Below are 17,583 nucleotides of genomic sequence, written 5' to 3'. Positions count from 1 at the left end.
CAACCATATGAAGGATAATCTTTGTTTGGCTGGACGCCGCACTCAAAATGAGAAGACTCTGCATGCTGATCTGATACTTGCAGGAATCACTCAGCTTATATCTGTAGTACTTGCTGACAAAATTCATCACCATGAATACATCAGAAGCCTCAAGCCCCTCATAGCATAGGGCTTACCAACTTAATAAGGCATCAGCCTTATTCAAGTGCGCCTAAGATAAGATTTATCAGCCCAGTTCACGTCTTTGCCCTCAACAAAAGCGTTCCAGAATGCTTTTGTTAAGGTTACATCTAAACTTTTAATGAGTTTCGCAAATACCTATTAATTATATGAATGCTTTAGGGACATTCCTATAGCATCAGCATATCCTTGGATCATTGTAACTGCATCTGTGTCTTCATTCTGCTCATTGGTATATCTTGCCATCTGCAGAAGGAACTCTTTGGAATTGTTCATAAGCTCTTTGTTATTATCAAGGATTATCTGTGATTCAGAGCTGAACTCATCGCCTGACTCCAGTGCTACATACAGATTGACTATGCTCCTGCAGTTGTGATATACAGCGGATTTAACGCTTCCCATGATCTCTTTCATATTAGTGAACTCAGACATATCGTTGAATTCGAACAGCTTTTCATTTCTCTCTACATATTCATCTATCTGATCCATATCATGTAAGAGAGTAGTTCCTGTGGGAACAAAGCCGCTTTCTTCATTCATAAGATCTCTAATAAGACCGCGCACATCTTCTTTTTTCTTGCGGATCTCTTCCTGTCTGGCAGCTTCCTCGGCAGCGAGCTTTTTGAGCCTTGCGCTTTCTTTGGCACGATATCTGATGATCATTGATATACATACAGCTGCGCTTATGATACTAATGGCAAGGCATATGATCGACAGTGCTTTGAAGACTGTTATGCCTGCGTTTATAATGATCTTTGATCTATAATAAAAAACGGCTATTGTAGCAGCTAGAGCTGCGATCATAATGACAGCCTTTTTAATAATATTTACTTTTTTCATACTCTGTAACCATCCCCTTTTTTGATAATATATAATAGATTGGCGACATCAACAGCTTCCTTCTGTTTCTGAGCAAGCATTAGCTTTTGTTTTACAACTTCGCCATTATCGATCTGTGAATCCATGATTTTAATATAATTCTGGATAGTTGCCATATACTGCTGTATCTGCACGAGACTTATCCGTTCAGAATCAGATACTACTTCTCCGATACTTTTTTTATTTTCAATATATGAATTAAGTCCCGCGAAATCCACGGAAGCCTCTTCGTAGAGCTTTTTGTAAGAACTTATCCCCGCCCTTAGAAAAAGAAGATATGCATCCATTCCCTTAATAGCTGGTCCTATCTCAGTTGCAGATGGCGTGACTATAAGTTTCTGCCTTGCCTGGAGTTTTGATATACGCTCCGGATACTCTGCAATCTTTCGTTGTAAAGTTTTTATTTGTAATAATTCCATGATATAACTCGCTTTTATAATAATTATAAAATGAAGGCCCTTGATTATCAGCCGCTAAAATACTGCTTTAAAAGCCTGTAATGCGTATAAAAAGATATTTTATAATGTAAATAACTATTTTTGATGATGTAATTAAAATCATCGATAAAAAGTATGATCAAATATAAATGATCCGGTACAACAGGGGCACCTGTTATATATTGATAGCGCTGTCAGAATTCATAGCCCTCAACTACTACTTGGATCCGGTAGTAATAAGTTTTTTTATCCTGGTAATCATTAATGGTTTTTTCAGAGTCTCTATAGCGTCCTGTTATATCAATACTTGTTAGAATATTAGTATCTGCATCAAAAGTATATCTGACATCATCAATATAGTTGCTGTCTATCTTTTTACTAAAAGCATTTACGAATGGTCTATAATAATCAAAACCATATGCGGGGTCTTGAGTCAGTACTACTGTAGTATTTGTGCTTTTGGATAGATCTATGTATAGCGAGCACTGATCAAGATCAGGCAGTAGTAGATTCATAAGATCTATATCAGGAATAGGGCTCCAACTATTTCCAAAGGTTCCGGAAGAATTGGTTTTTCCATTATTTACGTTTTGTACCAAAGTGTATCCGTAGCGCTCAGATTTGTCATATGGTTTGAAATCAAAAAATTTAGATGTTATGGAAGTGTCTTTCTGATCATATGCATCATCTATTACAAGTGTATTATGATAATCCCTGGTTCCGGAGTATTGCCTTGTAAAAGAAATATTTATATCTTCAGTAGCTGTATAATTATCGAGGCCCTCACTGTCAGAAGGCATTGTAGGAGTCCAAGAGGTACAATCTATATTACAGCTCCCTGTTCCTGAGACAGATAAATTAGTGGCATAAAAGAGATTTTCTTTGGTGACATCAAACAGATGTGCAATTTTTTCGGCGTTAGGATCAGGCCCCTTTTTAAGGCACCCGCATAACATGGTCATAGATAGAACCATAGTCATAATAAAAGCTACAAATTTTTTTCTCTTAAGCATAAAAAATATCCCGTATTATAAAACTTTTCCCAGTGACGATAATTAAAATCATCAGCTTAAAATTATAGCATATTTTTAATGATTCTCCGGGATTTTTTTTGACATATATATGACAATAATATGTGATTGACTGATATATACATATCCTATAGAATGCCCCCTGGGGACGGAGGAAAGGTACAAGATCAGATTAAAGTAAAAATAATACCTTATAATTGCAATGAATCATTCAACTATTATAATAAAGCCCCAAAATGTCGATATAGAATTAGGTATTCTCTTTTGCCCGCGATATGAAGTTAATGAATCTTCTTTTTAAGTTATGATAGGTTAAAAGGAGCTCTGATGGATAAAAAAGATGTAGCAAGCAGCATAGATAATGGTATAGGCCAGTTTACTGCTGAAGCTAGTGATATAGTTGATGAATATACGCCTTTATTTGATGTAGATGCTTATCCCAAGTCGCAGCGTGAACTCATAATTGAATGTAATAGAAGAATTGATGAAGCAAATAATAAATGTCGAATCGCCAGATACAGAGAGGATGTGTTTGCTAAAGGGTTAAAGGCAGGTATGTACTTCTGTACTTTTGACCGGGAAGAGAACCTTATCAGTTTTGAATTCAATGATGAGACCAGACAGATGCTAGGCTATGACGGACTAGACGATCTTCCTAATGAATTTGACAGCTGGGTCAAGACTCTTGTTCCGGAAGAAAGGGATGGCATAGTTAAGCTGTTTTGGGATTCGATAAAGTGCCATCGTGATCTGCCGGACATCACTCATGCTACATATCGTATGCAGAAGAAAGACGGCAGCATCATATGGGTCACAGGAGCAGGAAGATATATAAGACGCGTAGATGACGGCTCACTGGAGATCTACATGGGATGCTATCGAGATATTACAGCTCAGAGAGATCTGAAGGAGTATCTTAAGATAGTTGAGGCTATAGGTAAGGTCTTTAATTTCTCTATGTTCATAGATGTAAGAGATATGAGCTACCGCATGATAAGTACCAATGAATATGTTGAGATGGCAGATAAAGATCCTGATGCTTTAGTATTTCTTAAAAATAATGTTAAGGCGACAGTTGCAGAAAGCTTCCATCAAAGCTTATATGACTGGTTTGACAAAGCCAAGATCCTTGCAGCAATCGAGGAACATGGATCGACAAGCATGGAATTCTACAGTGAAGGAGCAAACCGCTGGTTCAATGGTGTCTTCATGGTGGGTGACAGAAATGAAGACGGTAGCCTTGCGCATATAGTCTACGGCTGTATGGATACTACGGATACTAAATTGCAGAGCCTGGCTCAGCAGAAAAAGATATCTGAGTTTGAGGCAGAAGTCTATGTCGATTCTCTCTCTAAGATCCGCAACAGAAGGTTCCTTGATGATAAGCTTAAATTCGAGCCTTGCAAGGCGGTAGTTATGGCAGATATCGATCTGTTCAAGAATGTCAATGACACAGCCGGTCACCAGGGCGGAGATGAAGCTATACAAAAAGTGGCCAAGCTTCTCGAACACTCTGTCAGAAAAGATGATGTTGTCATACGCTACGGCGGTGATGAGTTCATGATAGTTTTTTTCGATATAACAAGAGCAGATCTTGAAAGCAAACTTGCAAACCTTAAATCGGCACTTAAGGATATAAAGATTGATAACAGCCCGGAAGTTCGTATAACCATGAGTTTTGGCGCAGCCTACGGAACAGAACTTGTCAATAATCTTATCGGAGTTGCTGACAAGGCACTGTACGAGTCCAAAAAGACGCGTGATACCTATACAGTGATCACAACCTGATCAGATGGTTATCAGGTTATGGGAAAAAACTGTCTGCCTAAAATATCAACTTGTAATAAACACGCCAGCTACTTGCAACTGTGCAACATGGACAGTTGCAGGCAGCTGGCTTATTTTGTATAAAGGTAAGTTATAGCAGTTTATGTAATCAGAGCTATATTTTTACCTGTGTCAAATGTGCGATTGCTTCAGGATTCTACTGTATTGTATCTGTTGAGAACTAAAATGGTTTTGGATATAATTAAGCGGTAGAAAGGAAGAATAAGACGATGACAATAGAAGATTTGATCCAAATTGTAAAAGAAGCCGGAAACATCTTGCTTACAGCAAAGCGTCCTAAGATAATGGAAAAGGCAGGACATGCAAACTTTGTAACTGAGACAGATGAAAAGGTCCAAAGATTTCTTGTAGACAAGTTAAAAGATGTCCTTCCGGAGGCTGAGTTTCTTGGAGAAGAAGATGGCAAAGACGCCTTTTCATCCAAGATGGCAAGCGGATTTTGTTTTGTGATCGACCCGATAGACGGAACCTCGAATTTCATCTATGAGTATAGACCATCAGTTATCTCTGTAGCTTTGTTAAAAGATGGAAAACCCTACATGGCAGTTGTATATAATCCGTATGATGATATGATGTTCTCTGCAGTCACAGGGCAAGGCGCATACCTTAATGGAGACAGGATAATGTCATCTGATGCGCCGCTTTCAGACCAGCTCGCATGCTTTGGTACAGCGCCGTATTACGAAGAATACAGAGACAGATCTTTTGACATAGCCAAAAGATTATTGCCGCTATGCGTGGATCTTAGAAGATCAGGAACAGCAGCATGGGATATGTGCTGCGTTGCTATCGGCAGATGCGGACTGTATTTTGAACTTAAGATACAGATCTGGGACTATGCGGCAGCAGCACTTATTGCGGTGGAGGCCGGTTGCAGCGTTACCGATATCGAAGGAAGGCCACTTTCATATACAGGAGCATCATCAGCACTTTGTATGGCAAGAGGGGTCAAAGAAATACCGGATTTTATATAAGTTAAGAGGATATGATAATGAGGGAAGCTTTTTTTGCCGGAGGATGTTTTTGGTGCGTTACTCCGATCTATAAAATGTATGGAGTTGATAAGGTGATCTGCGGATATGCTGGCGGAGATGAAGTTAATCCAACCTACGAGCAGGTTAAGCATCAGGAGACAGGCCACAGAGAGACGATCAAGCTTGTATATGATCCTGAGAAGGTTCCATATGACAGACTTCTTGATATATACTTTGCCAATGTTGATCCATTCGATTCAGAAGGCCAGTTTATAGACAAGGGATTCTCCTATACTCTTGCCATTTTCTATAATTCTGATGAGGAAAAAGAAATTGCTAAGGCCAAGATCGCCAAGATAGAGGCAGAATCAGGCAAGAAGGTTATGGTAGAACTTCTGCCTTATAAGAATTTCTATGAAGCAGAAGAGTATCATCAGGATTATTATCTTAAGAATCCTGAAGCTTTTGAAAAAGAGCTGATAGAATCAGGCAGAAAAAAAGGCTGATAGAATCAGGTAGAAAAAAGCGCTGATTGCTGTAAATATTGTATATAAAAAGGGCTATTGTCAGGTTGATTTGATCATCTGTGACAATAGCCATTTTTTATAAGAGTCTGAATGGAAAAAATAACTTATAGATTCGGGAAGTTATATCAGCCCTGCAAATACACTTGCAAATATTACAGTTAGGATTCCCGCTACAGCGATGGAAAGGGAACTCATAGCGCCTTCTATTTCCCCAAGTTCCATGGCTTTGGCTGTTCCTATGGCATGAGCTGCTGTTCCAAGGGCAAGTCCCTTGGATATAGGCTCGTGGATCCTGAATAGCTTACATATAAGCTCGCCGAATATATTGCCAAGGACACCTGTGATAACAATAACGGCAACAGTAATAGTCACATAACCGCCAAGTTCTTCAGATACGCCCATTCCGATAGCAGTAGTGATGGACTTTGGAAGAAGTGTTACATAGTTTTCGTGGGACAAGCCCATGAGCTTTGAAAGTACAAGTACTGTTACAAGACTCGTCAGAACGCCTGATAAGATGCCAAGGACTACAGCTTTGGCATTATTTTTAAGAAGCTCCCACTCTTCATACAAGGGAATTGCAAGGCAGACAGTAGCAGGCGTTAAGAGCCAGCTAAGATACTTGGCACCTTCGTTATAAGTTTCGTAGTCGACATTGCATCCTATAAGGAACAGAATCGTTACGATTATAGATATGAGAAGTGGATTTAATAATCCAAAACGGAATTCCTTTTTCAAAAAAGCTCCAAGTCCATAAGCTACAAGGCTTATTGTGACTCCGGCATAAGCACTGGTCTGCATAAACTGTGTCATGACATTTCTCCAATTATTACTGATTTATAGATTGTATATGATATAAGTTTCGATTTCTGTTATTTAGTCTCTTTGCTCTTATCCTCGCGGATCACAATCTGTGAGACGATTCCGGTAGCACCCATTACAGTGATAATAGTTATGACTGTAATAACAGATACAGGTACAAGTACAGGCTTTAGGACGTTCCAGGAGGACATAAGTCCTACGCCTGCAGGGATGAACATTACAGGCATGATCTCTATAAGGAACTTGCCCGCGTCCTTAACCTGATCAAGCTTGATAACTCCTGTAAGGAGCAAAATGAACAAAAATACCATTCCATAAATGCTGGCCGGAATAGGAAGTGGCAGGAGTTCCTTCAACACCTCTCCAAGTAGAGATATTGCCAGTATGATCAAAAACTGCTTTAAATATTTCATTATATAAACCTCGAAAGTTTTGAGTGTATGAGTTGAAATCCACTTGAGGATATCGAACCTTACACATTATACTAGATGTGTTCCAGTAAGCAATTGACGTTTGTACTATTATTGTTCATAGATTTTAAATATATTTCGGCTATTTTTTAATGGCATTTATTTAAACTTATCACTTAAAAAGTAATGACGGCATAAGACATTCTATTTATTACGCACCTGGAGGTAACCAAGAAATATATGAAACAGTGGGATAGAGAACAAACAAACAGATATGGTCTTTTACTTGTGACATGCATAGTAGCTCTTGTTCTGGCGCTTATCATAATGGGGATTATATCTTCTCAGGGACCATTTTTTGACCAAGAATGGTCCCTGGGGATGGAGACCATTTAAGAAAATATGTGTTTGTGAATCCTGAATGTATAAGGGTACACTCCAACTGTAATAAAAGATACAATCAGATACCTAAGGCTTCTGACAATGCCTGCTATAAGTGTTCCTGAGTCAAGGAATTCTGCACTAAAAGGAAGCTTTAAGAGTGTGTTTAGAACCAGATATATAGCTACTCCAAAGAATATCCTAAGTACACAGCTGAGAGGATTTCTGGTATTTTCAAAGTGAACGAATCTTTTTTCAAATTCAAAGGCACCGTAGATTCCGCCTACAAGCCCAAGACAGGTAAAATAGTCTGTTGTCTTGCAGTACAAAAGGCCAAGACAAGATATAAGGAAGATCACCAGATACAGGATCCAGGTCTTGTCCTCAGGGATCTTGTTCCTGCAAAAAACAATAAACCATATGCACAGAAATCCCGAGATCCATCCTGCGATAACATCTGTAGGATAGTGGACGCCCACGGCAACTCTGGAGAAGCCGATCAGTAGGATGATAATGCCGCAGAGAATAGTAGCCCATTTCTTCCTGACTATCATGGCGATGGATCCAAAGGCAGCTGCTGCATTGGTAGAATGACCGCTTGGAAAAGATAGTCCCTGAGCCGAGATATCAAAAAGGTCATGCTCAGTATCAAGAGGTCTGTAGCATTCAATGGATTCGTGGTCAAAATAAGGGCGTCTTCGCCAGAAGATATTCTTGATAAGTGGATTTATAATAACGCCAAGAACCAGGATGGAACCCACTTTCTCGCCAATTCTTTTGTCATAGCACCAGTATAAAAATGCTATTAACAGTATGAGAAAATATTCTTCGCCAAGGGCTGAAAAATGTGAGACTATGCCAGCGCCCTTGTCTCCCAGGATCTGCTGTATCCATTCCATAAGTCTTACTTCAAATTCAAAATAAAAAGTATTACCTGTGACTGCGTCCATGATCGAGGCCTCCTGCCAATTCTTTTATTTGTAGACTTCCTTCTTGGGGATACCGGTCCGTCCAAGCGGGAACTCTTAGTCTATTATATAGTAATTGTACTATAAATGCTTCATTTGATGCCTCAAAATGCAATGATTATGGTGATACAACCATGTATGCTTTGGACGATGTATTGGAAGCGTTTAAAGAGAAAATGATATATGAAGATGTTGAAAGCAGACAATACGATGCTCGTGTTGTATATTTCAGACTTTATGATGCAGATGGAAATGTAATATACGAGCCTGCGAATTGCTCCGCAGGCTGAATTTTTATTTTATGATACATCCCTTCTTTAAGATGATATTTGCATACTGGCTTGTCTCGGATGTTGCGATGACGGCATATGCCTTTTTTGCCTCTTCATAAAAGGCAAAGCGTTCAAGAGTTCCGATGACTTTAGATCCTCTAGGATCAGCTTCATCTACAGTTTTCTTATACTTATCCCAGATAGATATATCAGCATTGTCTCCTTCACATCGCTCCATGAGTGTTACCGGCTTATCTTCATACTGATCGAGAGGGAATAGTTTTAGTATACTTTCAAGAATCTCTGGAACGCCGTGTCCGTCCATTCGTACAAGTATAGAATCTTTAGCTATAGAAGCGGCCGGGAAGTTGCCGTCAGCTATAACGATTGTATCTCCGTGTCCCATCTCGCATAGTACTTTGAGAAGATCCGGGCCTATGATCGGTGGTATACCTTTTAACATAATATTGTTCCTTTTAGTAGTATTGTTATTGACTATTAATAATGTGACATTGATCTATAATTCAGCCTATAATCAGTCCTATTCAGATGATTCTTTGAGAATAACGTAACTTTATAGGATGAAGTTTTATAAACTTATCGTTACAGCATGTTCTTTATATCAGGCAGCGGCTCTTTGAAATCAAATCCATAGAAGCGCATCGCATTGCCTCCAAGAAAAGCTCTTTTTTCTTCATCTGTGAGCTTGTTCGTCTCTTCGATGAAGCGGACAGCCATGATATAAGTGATATCTGTCATGGTACGCGGGTAGTCGCTTCCCCACATGAGCTTGTCCATGCCGCAGATATCCCGGGCTGTGATAATGGCATCGATAGCAGAAGGGTAGGGGTAGAACTCTTTGTGGAAGAGCCAGGTAAGGCCACCGCTTTCGATATATACGTTCTTGTTCCTGGCAAGAGCGATCTGCGATTCCCAGCCTTTGGTCGTGACCATACCAAAATGTCCTATGGCGATCCTAAGATCAGGACATGAATCTATCACAGCCTGAAGCGAATCTACCTGAAGGTCTCCGTCAGCCATATCGATAGATATGAACATTCCAAGTTCCTGCGCCTTCTTGAATACTGCCATATGAGAAGTCAGATCCTGATCCTTAAGACGGCCTGCACAGATCTTGATTCCATCAAAGCCTTCTGTATTAAAATCAGTATTTTCTTCATATAAAGAGCAGATCTTCAGGCGATCTTTATATTTAGCTTTAGAACTAAGGAGATAACTGTCCTGATTGCCATCGATATATTCCTGAGTGATCACTGCGCCGTTAACCTTTGAATAGTTCATATTTGCAATAAGGCGCGGGGCGGTATTTCTATTATCATCCATATATGGAGGCATCATCTGGCGAGTTTCGCCGCCAAAATCTGCAAGACCGTTGCCAAGACCTATGACAGGCTTCCCATCCACAATTCCTTGCTGCACGTCCCATAGATGTACGTGTGCATCAATCTTAATACAATCCATAGTAACCTCACGCCTTTCAATAATTTTGACAAGTCTTTTTACGATGTGTCTGAATAATCTTTAGACTATTACACCAATTCGTTTTCAGAATTGTAGATAAAAGATTTCATCTTCAATATTTTAACGCTTCTGCCTGTCTCAGATGTAGATTCAGATATAGAATCCTCCGGTTTATTGACTTCTATAAGCACCTTGGAAAGTGATCCGTCGTTGTGAGTCAGAGCATCGAAAGCGCCTTTTGTATCATCAATCGGATATACATCACTTACCATGTCCATTACATTAACTTTGCCTGAAGATATGAGATCTATAACGGCTTCGAAATCTTCCGGATAGGAGTTCCTGCTTCCGAAGACGTTCAGTTCTTTTTTCAGAAGGATTGAGTGAAGGAAGGTGGTCTCTTTCTTACCATTGCCTATCAATATGATCTTACCTGCAAATGCTGCGCAGTCTATGCAGTTTAGGAATGTGACACTGCTACCGCAAGCTTCAACGCATACATCGAAACCATTGCCATCTGTGATCTTCATGGACTCTTCGAGGATGTCAGTTTTAGCTGAGTTGATAGTGCCTGTAGCGCCGAAGTGCATGGCCTTTTCAAGTCTTCCGTCAAGGATATCAGCAACATATACTCTCGCACCCTTGGCAACAGCAGATATTGTTGCAAAGAGGCCTATGGGACCAGCGCCTACTACCAGCACTTTGTCAGAAGGCTTGATCTGTGTACGGCTAAGAGCGTGCCAGCCGATAGTGAAGGGCTCTACAAGTGCTAGCTCCTTGGCAGACAGGCCGCGGCCTGGATATATGCGCTCTATTGGCATTACGATATAATCTCGAAAACTTCCGTCTCTCTGAACGCCCATAGTCTGATTGTCAGTGCAGCAGTTGACAAAGCCCCTCTTACAGGAATAGCACTTGCCGCAGTTGAAGTAAGGGTTGCAGGTTACGATATCACCTGCTTTAAGCCCCTTGGAGTTCTCAGGTATCTCAACGATCCTTGCACTAAACTCATGGCCGGGGATCCTGGGATATGTGGTAAAAGGCTGATTGCCTGTGAAGCTTGCTACGTCTGCTCCGCAGATGCCGCAGTAGAGGACCTGAAGAAGAGCTTCTCCTTCACTGGGAGTGGGCTTCTCTGTCTCTACTACTGATATTTCAAATGGTTTATTTATAAGTACAGTTTTCATGTTTTTTCACCTTTCCCTGTTAACGTACTTCTCGTTCCAGATAACTGCTGTTTTAAGCGGTGCATTCTTGGAGTAGATCTTCTCTTTGTAAGCCTTGATCGGATCGGCGGCGAATTCTTCTCTGTCTATGAGTTCGACGATCTCGTCGTAGTTACTCTTTGAGAGGAGCTCTATTGCTTTCTCCATGTGATCTTGCCTGAAATTGATGGAGGCTATGATGAGATGATTTTCAAATCCAAAAGGCATTGTGTCAAAAGAAATCTTGGGTCCTAAAGAGAAGCTGTTGTACAGGCCATTGCATCCCAGCACTTTGTGCTCAAAAGCAATCCTGTGCTCGACATTGCTGCCGCTGACGCCGATGAAAGTAGTAGCTCTTCCGCCCAGCTTTTTGATAATGGCATCTGCAAGCTCTTTCTCAGTATCATAAGTATTGCGAAGGTACTGTGCGCCGGAGTTCTTGACAGAGAAAGTTACCTTCTTGGAATCTTCAGGGCTTCTTGCTATGAACAGGATCTTAGCTTCAGGATACTTCTTAGATATGAGGTCGCCGATGAACATACCTGTAGTTCCAAGACCGAAGATGACGGTTCTATCGAAGATCTCCTTTTTAGCAATCTCTCTGGCCGATGCCTCATCGCACTTATGTGCTCTCATAGTACGCCTGAAGTTGTGGGTGCTGCCCATGTCTTCCATGCGCTCTAGCTGGAATAGCATGCAGGCGAATGGATCAGGGAATACCATTTTTTTGGCAAAAGACAGATCGAGCTTGCCGTCATGGACATATCCATCCGGGATGGGCAGCAGCATGTCAGGATTGAAATATTCCTTATCTGCAAAAAGACCATCAGCCTTGTCACAGCCGTATTCGAAATAGGTCTCATCTTCTGTATATCTTGTAGGATCTATGGAATCACCGCCCCTTATCAGAACTATTGCAAAGCGGTTTTGTGAAGGAACCCATACGATGCCTTCGTGGCCGTTGACAAGCCTGTTCTTGCCTTCAGGGAATTTGGCAGATAGTTCTCCCCTTTGCCCCATGTTCATGAGCTCATTGTCTGTGCCGCAAAAACCAACCATGACAGGCTCGCATAGTACGCTGTCAAGAAGCGGCTCCCCCTTAAGACGCTGTCTTTTGATGTTCTCGATCTCTACATCACCGTAGACCAAAGGCCTATTGGCATCATTTTGAAAATAAGTGCCTTTTACGATCATTTGTAACCTCCCTATTTATTGTATTTATTTGATGAAAATAGTGTATCTTGCTTAAAACTTCCCACTTGGACAGACCGGCATCCCCAAAGTCTTTACAGGGGGCAGGCAGTATATAAATCATTGCCGCGCTGTTAATTGTTTTATAATTCATGGCATGATATCTGGCGCTTTTTATTCTGGGGTCCAAACTCGCTTCGCTCAAACATGTGGACCCCTGGCAGAATAAAAATCTCCATCTATCACGCTCATGAATTCTATAAAACAATTAAAAAGCGCGGCAATGATTTATATACTGCCTGCCTCCTGTAAAGACTTTGGGGATGCCGGTCCGTCCAAGTGGGAAGTTTTAGTATTTTTATCGTTAATTTACGAATGCTTAAGAGTATAAGGCATCTAGAGATGTATGTTTACTTTGACCGGAGAGAATTGTTGATTATGTTTTTTGAAGAAATAGAGCAATCCGGTCGTAATTATGATTCAAAAGAAACTTTTGAATCATATCGTATGTATTTATATAAGCCTTGCACTAGAGCACTTTACTTTAAGATTTATATAAGGCCCTGAACTAGAGCTCTTTACTTTAAGGATAAATCAGATAATATATGCCTAACAATGTCATAGAATGACGTGATAAGGCGATTAATGTCGTATAATTGCAGTTTTGCCTATATGCTTTTGAAGCTGGACATTTTAGAATGGTATTAGAGAAGGGACGTTCATTTGGGGCGTATTAAGCAAGGATATACTGCCTGTAATATGGAAAATATGATCATGGCAGTAGAATAAAGCTGCAGACAACTGCCTAAAACAAGCAAACAAGAAACATGGCAGTAAGATAAAGCGGCAGACAACTGCCCAAAACAAGAAATCAAGAAACATGGCAGTAGGGTATATGGGAGGGTATCACTATGAAGTATCGAGATCTAAGAATTTCTTTTGAGTTATCAGATATAGAATTCACAATCTTAAGTATTGGAGAAGAGACGATTCTGACTCCCTTCCCCAAGCATAGCCACAGTAAGAGTAGCTATGAACTTCATTATATTAAGAGCGGGCATGGCACCCTGATTGCAGACAATGTGACATACAAGGTCGGCCCGGGGACATTTTTTGTAACAGGTCCGGGAGTTCTTCATGAGCAGATCTCAGATATGGATGACCCAATGGTTGAGTATGGCATGTATCTACAGGCTTTTGTTCCGGGGGTGGTATCTAAAGATAACACCATGTCTCTTTTTCTAAATACTGTTTTCTATATATGTGACGCCGGTCAGAAGCCTGCCTACATCATGGAGGAGATATTTAAGGAACTCAGAGATACAAGATACGGATATGAGCTTATGCTCAATGCTCTTATACAGCAGTTCCTGCTTACTATTACAAGGCTTTACGAGAACGGAACTGTAAGACGTCAAAAGGCAGTGCTTGCAAGCCCTGCAGATATGACCTATCTCACTATAGAGGAGGCATTTCTATATGACTACAAGGATCTGACGCTTCCGGAACTTGCCAGAAGAGTTAATCTTGGAACCCGTCAGACCCAGCGCCTTCTTAACAAGCATTACAACCTGACTTTCTCGCAGAAGAAGGCAGAGGCAAGGATGTCAGCGGCGCTTCTTCTTTTAAAGGGCACTACTAAAAGTATAGGTCAGATTTCTGAAGAGCTGGGATTCTCGTCTCCGGAGCACTTTACCAATACATTCAAGAAGTATTATGGGATGACGCCGGGCTCCTATAGAAGATCGGCGTAGATAGTTCACAGGTACATTTATTTGCGCCAAAAGGTACTATTGATATAGATATCATCTGCTCAAACCTGGTGATATTCTGTCACAAGAAAGCTTTGTTCAGAAGATTAATAAAAAACTATAGACCATGATAATTATTGCGAGATTTGTCGCATGTTTTGAGAAGAATTAAGGGTTTTTATATTGCAAAATTAGTGTATGGAAAAACTCAAACTTAATATCATGTCATGAGCAAAGCGAGTGGCTGATAAAATAAATATTAGAATTTCTCACTTGGCCTTTGGTATGCCGGTACGTCCAAGTGCGAAGTTTGATCAAATACATTTAAGCGGGGATATATAATGACAACTAATAATACAAAAATAAACTTATGGTACAAACAGCCTGCAAGAAGATGGGAAGAGGCACTGCCTCTTGGATGCGGAAGACTTGGAGCGATGGTAATGGGCGGCGTATTAAGAGATGATATATTCCTAAATGAGGACAGCATCTGGAGCGGCAAGCCTACAGACAGGATCAATAAAGATGCTAAAAAGTATCTAGGAAGGATCAGGCAGCTTATAAGAGAGGGCAAGATCCCTGAAGCTGAGAAGCTGTCTATGATGGCGCTTTCAGGTACTCCTAATTCTGAAAGATCATACGAAACAGCAGGTAACCTTGCTATCTTTTTTGACAATGAAGGTGAATATACTGATTACAGACGTGAACTTGATCTTGGTACCGGAATTGTGACGGCTTCGTATAAGATAGGCAGCACTGAGTATACAAGGAAGTGCATAGCTTCTGCAGACTATCAGGTTATCGCATATCACATTGAAGCTGGAAGATCTGGTAGCGGCGATGATAGCGGCCTTTTGAACTTCTCTATGAGACTTGAAAGATGCCATAACAGACAGGATGAGATCATATACGATGATGATGAGATCGGATTCCATGTGACATCTGATGAAGGACATCCCTTTGCTGTAAAGGCAAGGGCTGTGACAGATGGCGGAAGCATCACATCTATAGGTGAGCATCTTGTGATAGAAGGAGCCAGGGCTGCAACTATTTTTATTGATATACATACAAGTTTTTATGACAAAGACTATCTCAAAGCCGGAAGCGATAATCTTGACAGGGCTGTAGCTGCGGGCTGGGACAAGATACTTGAGAATAACATTAAAGACTTTGAAGAGCATTTTAATACCATGTCCCTGAAATTGAGTAATGATAACGCTAAAGATAATGCGTATGGTGGTATCTCCAAAAGAGAACTTCCAACTGATGAAAGGCTTGATGCCTTGAAAAAAGGTGAAGAAGATCCTGAACTTTTTGCGACATATTTTATGTATGGCCGTTATCTTCTTTTTGCATCAAGTAGGGGAACATGCCTTCCGGCAAATCTTCAGGGAGTATGGAATAACAGCATGACTCCACCATGGGAGAGTAAGTATACTATTAACATTAATACTCAGATGAACTACTGGATTGCAGAGAGTGGTAACTTATCAGATTGCCATATGCCTTTCTTTGAGCTTCTAAAAAGAGTATGTGAAAATGGCAAAAAGACTGCCGAGAAGATGTATGGCTGCAGAGGCTCGGTTGCTCACCACAATACTGATATATATGCAGATACCGCGCCTCAGGATCATTGCATATCATCGACCTTCTGGATCATGGGTGAAGCGTGGATGGCAACCCATATCTGGGAGCACTATCTGTATACGGGCGACAGGAAGTTTTTGAATGAGCATTTCTATATACTTGATGAGTGCGTGACTTTCTTCAAAGACTTCCTTATAAGAAATGAAGAAGGCAAGCTCGTCACATCGCCGTCAATATCACCTGAGAATGTCTATATAATGAACAACGGCGTAAGAGGCTGCATGTGTGAAGCTCCGACTATGGATATTGAGATACTTACAGAGCTGCTTACCGATTATATCAAAGCCGGGCAGACTCTTGATATTGATGAAAAGAAGATAAAAGATGCAAAAGATATACTTGCAGATCTTCCTGAGATTAAGATCGGCAGATACGGTCAGATTCAGGAATGGCTTGAAGACTACGATGAGCAGGAGCCTGGCCACAGGCATATATCCCACCTCTACGGAGTATATCCCGGAACTTCTATCAGCATAGACAAGACGCCAGAACTTATGAAGGCTGCAAGGAAGACTCTTGAGAGAAGACTGTCTTATGGCGGCGGCCATACAGGTTGGTCCAGAGCATGGATCATCGGATTGTATGCTCATTTCATGGATGGGGATAAGGTTTATGAGAACTTGAATGCCCTTTTGTGCCAGAGCACATTCAATAATCTTATGGATTCACATCCATATGGAGCAGGCGCGATCTTCCAGATTGATGGAAACTTCGGCGCTGCTGCAGCGATGCTTGAGATGTTGGTTCAGGGCGATGGAGAGAGATTCCGACTCCTTCCGGCCCTTCCAAAACAGTTCTCTACAGGATCTGTAAGCGGATTGTGTCTAAGAGGCGGATATGAGCTTTCTATGGAATGGAAAGATCAGAAGGTCACAAGCTATGAGATAAAGCGCAGGGAAAATACATCTTATGATGATGCGGACAAAGAAATTGAAGTCGAAGTAAATGGAAAGAAGCAGGTTGTAAAGATTTGAACCGGGGGTGAAAATCGCAATCTACTTAGCAGGTAAGAAACAATAGTATGTTCAAAACAATGTTGCTATTGATCTTAACTGGTTGTATAATTGATAACGATTTTCAGTTGGATATATTCTTTTATTGCCAATGAATATGTGATAGATCAACATTTTCTGAGGTAAGTATCAAAAGTTTTTGACGCTATATGTATTTTATGAGGAAGGAGGAAGACAGCGATGACAAGAACTAACAGTTCTAAGGCAAGCAGAATCTTTGCCGGCATGATTGCGGTTCTGATGATTCTTGGCGTGCTGTTTTTTTCTTTCTATATCAGTTCAGAACTTGAGCATAACTGTACAGGTGGAGATTGTCCGATATGTGCAAGCATCCAGCAGTGTGAGAATGTTCTTCATAAAATAGGTGGCGGGATAGCATTGGCTGTTTCTATCATACTGCCTGTTTTACTTATTTGTGTTTTAATATATATTTCTGGCAATGATCTATTGCAGGCAACACCTGTTTCTAGAAAAATCCGTATGAATGATTAAAAAGACCTCCGGTGTGCTGATCTGTATGTACATGGCTTTATTTGTGTTGTCAAAAATCCGGCACAGATCATTT

17 protein-coding genes and 1 pseudogene are annotated in these 17,583 nt (G+C 40.7%); 8 read left to right on the top strand and 10 right to left on the bottom strand.

What is annotated here, in order from left to right:
* Positions 1-169: pseudogene (locus tag BMX21_RS20010) on the top strand (ISNCY family transposase); the annotation flags it as partial.
* A 152-nt stretch (positions 170-321) separates the two neighbouring features.
* On the opposite strand, the gene BMX21_RS03435 reads toward BMX21_RS20010, so the two are convergent.
* The 3 genes from BMX21_RS03435 to BMX21_RS03425 form a co-directional block, all read right to left on the bottom strand.
* Positions 322-1,020: a hypothetical protein gene (locus BMX21_RS03435; RefSeq protein WP_022753087.1), complete on the bottom strand. Its 699-nt coding sequence runs from the start codon at positions 1,018-1,020 to the stop codon at positions 322-324.
* A complete protein-coding gene (locus BMX21_RS03430) occupies positions 1,017-1,478 on the bottom strand; it encodes a hypothetical protein (protein ID WP_022753086.1) in 462 nt (153 codons plus the stop codon). Before BMX21_RS03430 ends, BMX21_RS03435 begins: the two co-directional genes overlap by 4 nt.
* Before the next feature lie 212 nt (positions 1,479-1,690).
* A complete protein-coding gene (locus BMX21_RS03425; protein WP_092041359.1) occupies positions 1,691-2,509 on the bottom strand; it encodes a hypothetical protein in 819 nt (272 codons plus the stop codon).
* Between the two features lie 345 nt (positions 2,510-2,854).
* Between BMX21_RS03425 and BMX21_RS03420 the strand changes: the two genes are divergently transcribed.
* The 3 genes from BMX21_RS03420 (at position 2,855) to msrA (ending at position 5,855) form a co-directional block, all read left to right on the top strand.
* On the top strand, positions 2,855-4,315 hold the full coding sequence (locus BMX21_RS03420) for a sensor domain-containing diguanylate cyclase (RefSeq protein WP_092041357.1): 1,461 nt from the start codon (positions 2,855-2,857) through the stop codon (positions 4,313-4,315).
* Between the two features lie 269 nt (positions 4,316-4,584).
* On the top strand, positions 4,585-5,349 hold the full coding sequence (locus BMX21_RS03415) for an inositol monophosphatase family protein (RefSeq protein WP_092041354.1): 765 nt from the start codon (positions 4,585-4,587) through the stop codon (positions 5,347-5,349).
* 17 nt (positions 5,350-5,366) lie between these two features.
* On the top strand, positions 5,367-5,855 hold the full coding sequence (msrA, locus tag BMX21_RS03410; protein WP_092041352.1) for a peptide-methionine (S)-S-oxide reductase MsrA: 489 nt from the start codon (positions 5,367-5,369) through the stop codon (positions 5,853-5,855).
* 141 nt (positions 5,856-5,996) lie between these two features.
* Here msrA and BMX21_RS03405 read toward each other — a convergent pair whose 3' ends face one another.
* Entirely contained in the window at positions 5,997-6,689 is a 693-nt protein-coding gene (locus tag BMX21_RS03405; RefSeq protein ID WP_092041349.1) for an LrgB family protein, read from the bottom strand.
* A 59-nt stretch (positions 6,690-6,748) separates the two neighbouring features.
* Positions 6,749-7,111 (bottom strand): CidA/LrgA family protein, encoded by a 363-nt coding sequence (locus BMX21_RS03400; RefSeq protein WP_092041346.1) that lies wholly within the window; start codon positions 7,109-7,111, stop codon positions 6,749-6,751.
* Between the two features lie 237 nt (positions 7,112-7,348).
* Here BMX21_RS03400 and BMX21_RS19280 point away from each other — a divergent pair, with 237 nt between their 5' ends.
* The gene (locus tag BMX21_RS19280) at positions 7,349-7,504 is read left to right on the top strand and encodes a hypothetical protein (RefSeq protein WP_177173902.1); all 156 of its coding nucleotides are present in this window, start codon (positions 7,349-7,351) and stop codon (positions 7,502-7,504) included.
* Here the strand turns inward: BMX21_RS19280 and BMX21_RS03395 are convergent.
* The 5 genes from BMX21_RS03395 to BMX21_RS03375 all read right to left on the bottom strand — a co-directional run bounded on the left by BMX21_RS03395 (position 7,501) and on the right by BMX21_RS03375 (position 12,610).
* Positions 7,501-8,439: a phosphatase PAP2 family protein gene (locus tag BMX21_RS03395; protein WP_092041343.1), complete on the bottom strand. Its 939-nt coding sequence runs from the start codon at positions 8,437-8,439 to the stop codon at positions 7,501-7,503. The two genes, BMX21_RS19280 and BMX21_RS03395, sit on opposite strands and share 4 nt — an antisense overlap.
* A 312-nt stretch (positions 8,440-8,751) precedes the next feature.
* Entirely contained in the window at positions 8,752-9,192 is a 441-nt protein-coding gene (locus tag BMX21_RS03390) for an RbsD/FucU family protein (RefSeq protein ID WP_092041340.1), read from the bottom strand.
* A gap of 140 nt (positions 9,193-9,332) precedes the next feature.
* Complete coding sequence (locus tag BMX21_RS03385) at positions 9,333-10,211, bottom strand: amidohydrolase family protein (protein WP_027207637.1); 879 nt, start codon at positions 10,209-10,211, stop codon at positions 9,333-9,335.
* Between the two features lie 68 nt (positions 10,212-10,279).
* Positions 10,280-11,398 carry a zinc-binding alcohol dehydrogenase family protein gene (locus BMX21_RS03380; RefSeq protein WP_092041337.1) on the bottom strand — a complete coding sequence of 373 codons (1,119 nt, stop codon included), beginning with the start codon at positions 11,396-11,398 and terminating at the stop codon, positions 10,280-10,282.
* A gap of 6 nt (positions 11,399-11,404) precedes the next feature.
* Entirely contained in the window at positions 11,405-12,610 is a 1,206-nt protein-coding gene (locus BMX21_RS03375) for an MDR/zinc-dependent alcohol dehydrogenase-like family protein (RefSeq protein ID WP_092041334.1), read from the bottom strand.
* A gap of 908 nt (positions 12,611-13,518) precedes the next feature.
* Here BMX21_RS03375 and BMX21_RS03370 point away from each other — a divergent pair.
* The 3 genes from BMX21_RS03370 (at position 13,519) to BMX21_RS03360 (ending at position 17,510) form a co-directional block, all read left to right on the top strand.
* Positions 13,519-14,361: an AraC family transcriptional regulator gene (locus tag BMX21_RS03370; protein WP_092041331.1), complete on the top strand. Its 843-nt coding sequence runs from the start codon at positions 13,519-13,521 to the stop codon at positions 14,359-14,361.
* A gap of 338 nt (positions 14,362-14,699) precedes the next feature.
* A complete protein-coding gene (locus BMX21_RS03365; protein ID WP_092041328.1) occupies positions 14,700-16,979 on the top strand; it encodes a glycoside hydrolase family 95 protein in 2,280 nt (759 codons plus the stop codon).
* 219 nt (positions 16,980-17,198) lie between these two features.
* The gene (locus BMX21_RS03360; protein ID WP_092041325.1) at positions 17,199-17,510 is read left to right on the top strand and encodes a hypothetical protein; all 312 of its coding nucleotides are present in this window, start codon (positions 17,199-17,201) and stop codon (positions 17,508-17,510) included.
* The last annotated feature ends 73 nt before the right edge of the window (positions 17,511-17,583 follow it).

Source organism: Butyrivibrio sp. TB, assembly GCF_900110805.1.
Classification (GTDB): domain Bacteria; phylum Bacillota; class Clostridia; order Lachnospirales; family Lachnospiraceae; genus Butyrivibrio; species Butyrivibrio fibrisolvens_C.
Note: the sequence above shows the minus strand (reverse complement) of the source record. Positions and strands in the feature narration are given on the sequence as shown.

Bases quoted from the DNA above. Each gene is read 5' to 3' on its own strand.
- BMX21_RS03380 (WP_092041337.1), bottom strand. From the start codon at position 11,398: ATGAAAACTGTACTTATAAATAAACCATTTGAAATATCAGTAGTAGAG.
- BMX21_RS03405 (WP_092041349.1), bottom strand. From the start codon at position 6,689: ATGACACAGTTTATGCAGACCAGTGCTTATGCCGGAGTCACAATAAGC.
- BMX21_RS03435 (WP_022753087.1), bottom strand. From the start codon at position 1,020: ATGAAAAAAGTAAATATTATTAAAAAGGCTGTCATTATGATCGCAGCT.
- BMX21_RS03400 (WP_092041346.1), bottom strand. From the start codon at position 7,111: ATGAAATATTTAAAGCAGTTTTTGATCATACTGGCAATATCTCTACTT.
- BMX21_RS03430 (WP_022753086.1), bottom strand. From the start codon at position 1,478: ATGGAATTATTACAAATAAAAACTTTACAACGAAAGATTGCAGAGTAT.
- BMX21_RS19280 (WP_177173902.1), top strand. From the start codon at position 7,349: ATGAAACAGTGGGATAGAGAACAAACAAACAGATATGGTCTTTTACTT.
- BMX21_RS03360 (WP_092041325.1), top strand. From the start codon at position 17,199: ATGACAAGAACTAACAGTTCTAAGGCAAGCAGAATCTTTGCCGGCATG.
- BMX21_RS03415 (WP_092041354.1), top strand. From the start codon at position 4,585: ATGACAATAGAAGATTTGATCCAAATTGTAAAAGAAGCCGGAAACATC.
- BMX21_RS03425 (WP_092041359.1), bottom strand. From the start codon at position 2,509: ATGCTTAAGAGAAAAAAATTTGTAGCTTTTATTATGACTATGGTTCTA.
- BMX21_RS03395 (WP_092041343.1), bottom strand. From the start codon at position 8,439: ATGGACGCAGTCACAGGTAATACTTTTTATTTTGAATTTGAAGTAAGA.
- BMX21_RS03420 (WP_092041357.1), top strand. From the start codon at position 2,855: ATGGATAAAAAAGATGTAGCAAGCAGCATAGATAATGGTATAGGCCAG.
- BMX21_RS03390 (WP_092041340.1), bottom strand. From the start codon at position 9,192: ATGTTAAAAGGTATACCACCGATCATAGGCCCGGATCTTCTCAAAGTA.
- BMX21_RS03385 (WP_027207637.1), bottom strand. From the start codon at position 10,211: ATGGATTGTATTAAGATTGATGCACACGTACATCTATGGGACGTGCAG.
- BMX21_RS03370 (WP_092041331.1), top strand. From the start codon at position 13,519: ATGAAGTATCGAGATCTAAGAATTTCTTTTGAGTTATCAGATATAGAA.
- BMX21_RS03365 (WP_092041328.1), top strand. From the start codon at position 14,700: ATGACAACTAATAATACAAAAATAAACTTATGGTACAAACAGCCTGCA.
- msrA (WP_092041352.1), top strand. From the start codon at position 5,367: ATGAGGGAAGCTTTTTTTGCCGGAGGATGTTTTTGGTGCGTTACTCCG.
- BMX21_RS03375 (WP_092041334.1), bottom strand. From the start codon at position 12,610: ATGATCGTAAAAGGCACTTATTTTCAAAATGATGCCAATAGGCCTTTG.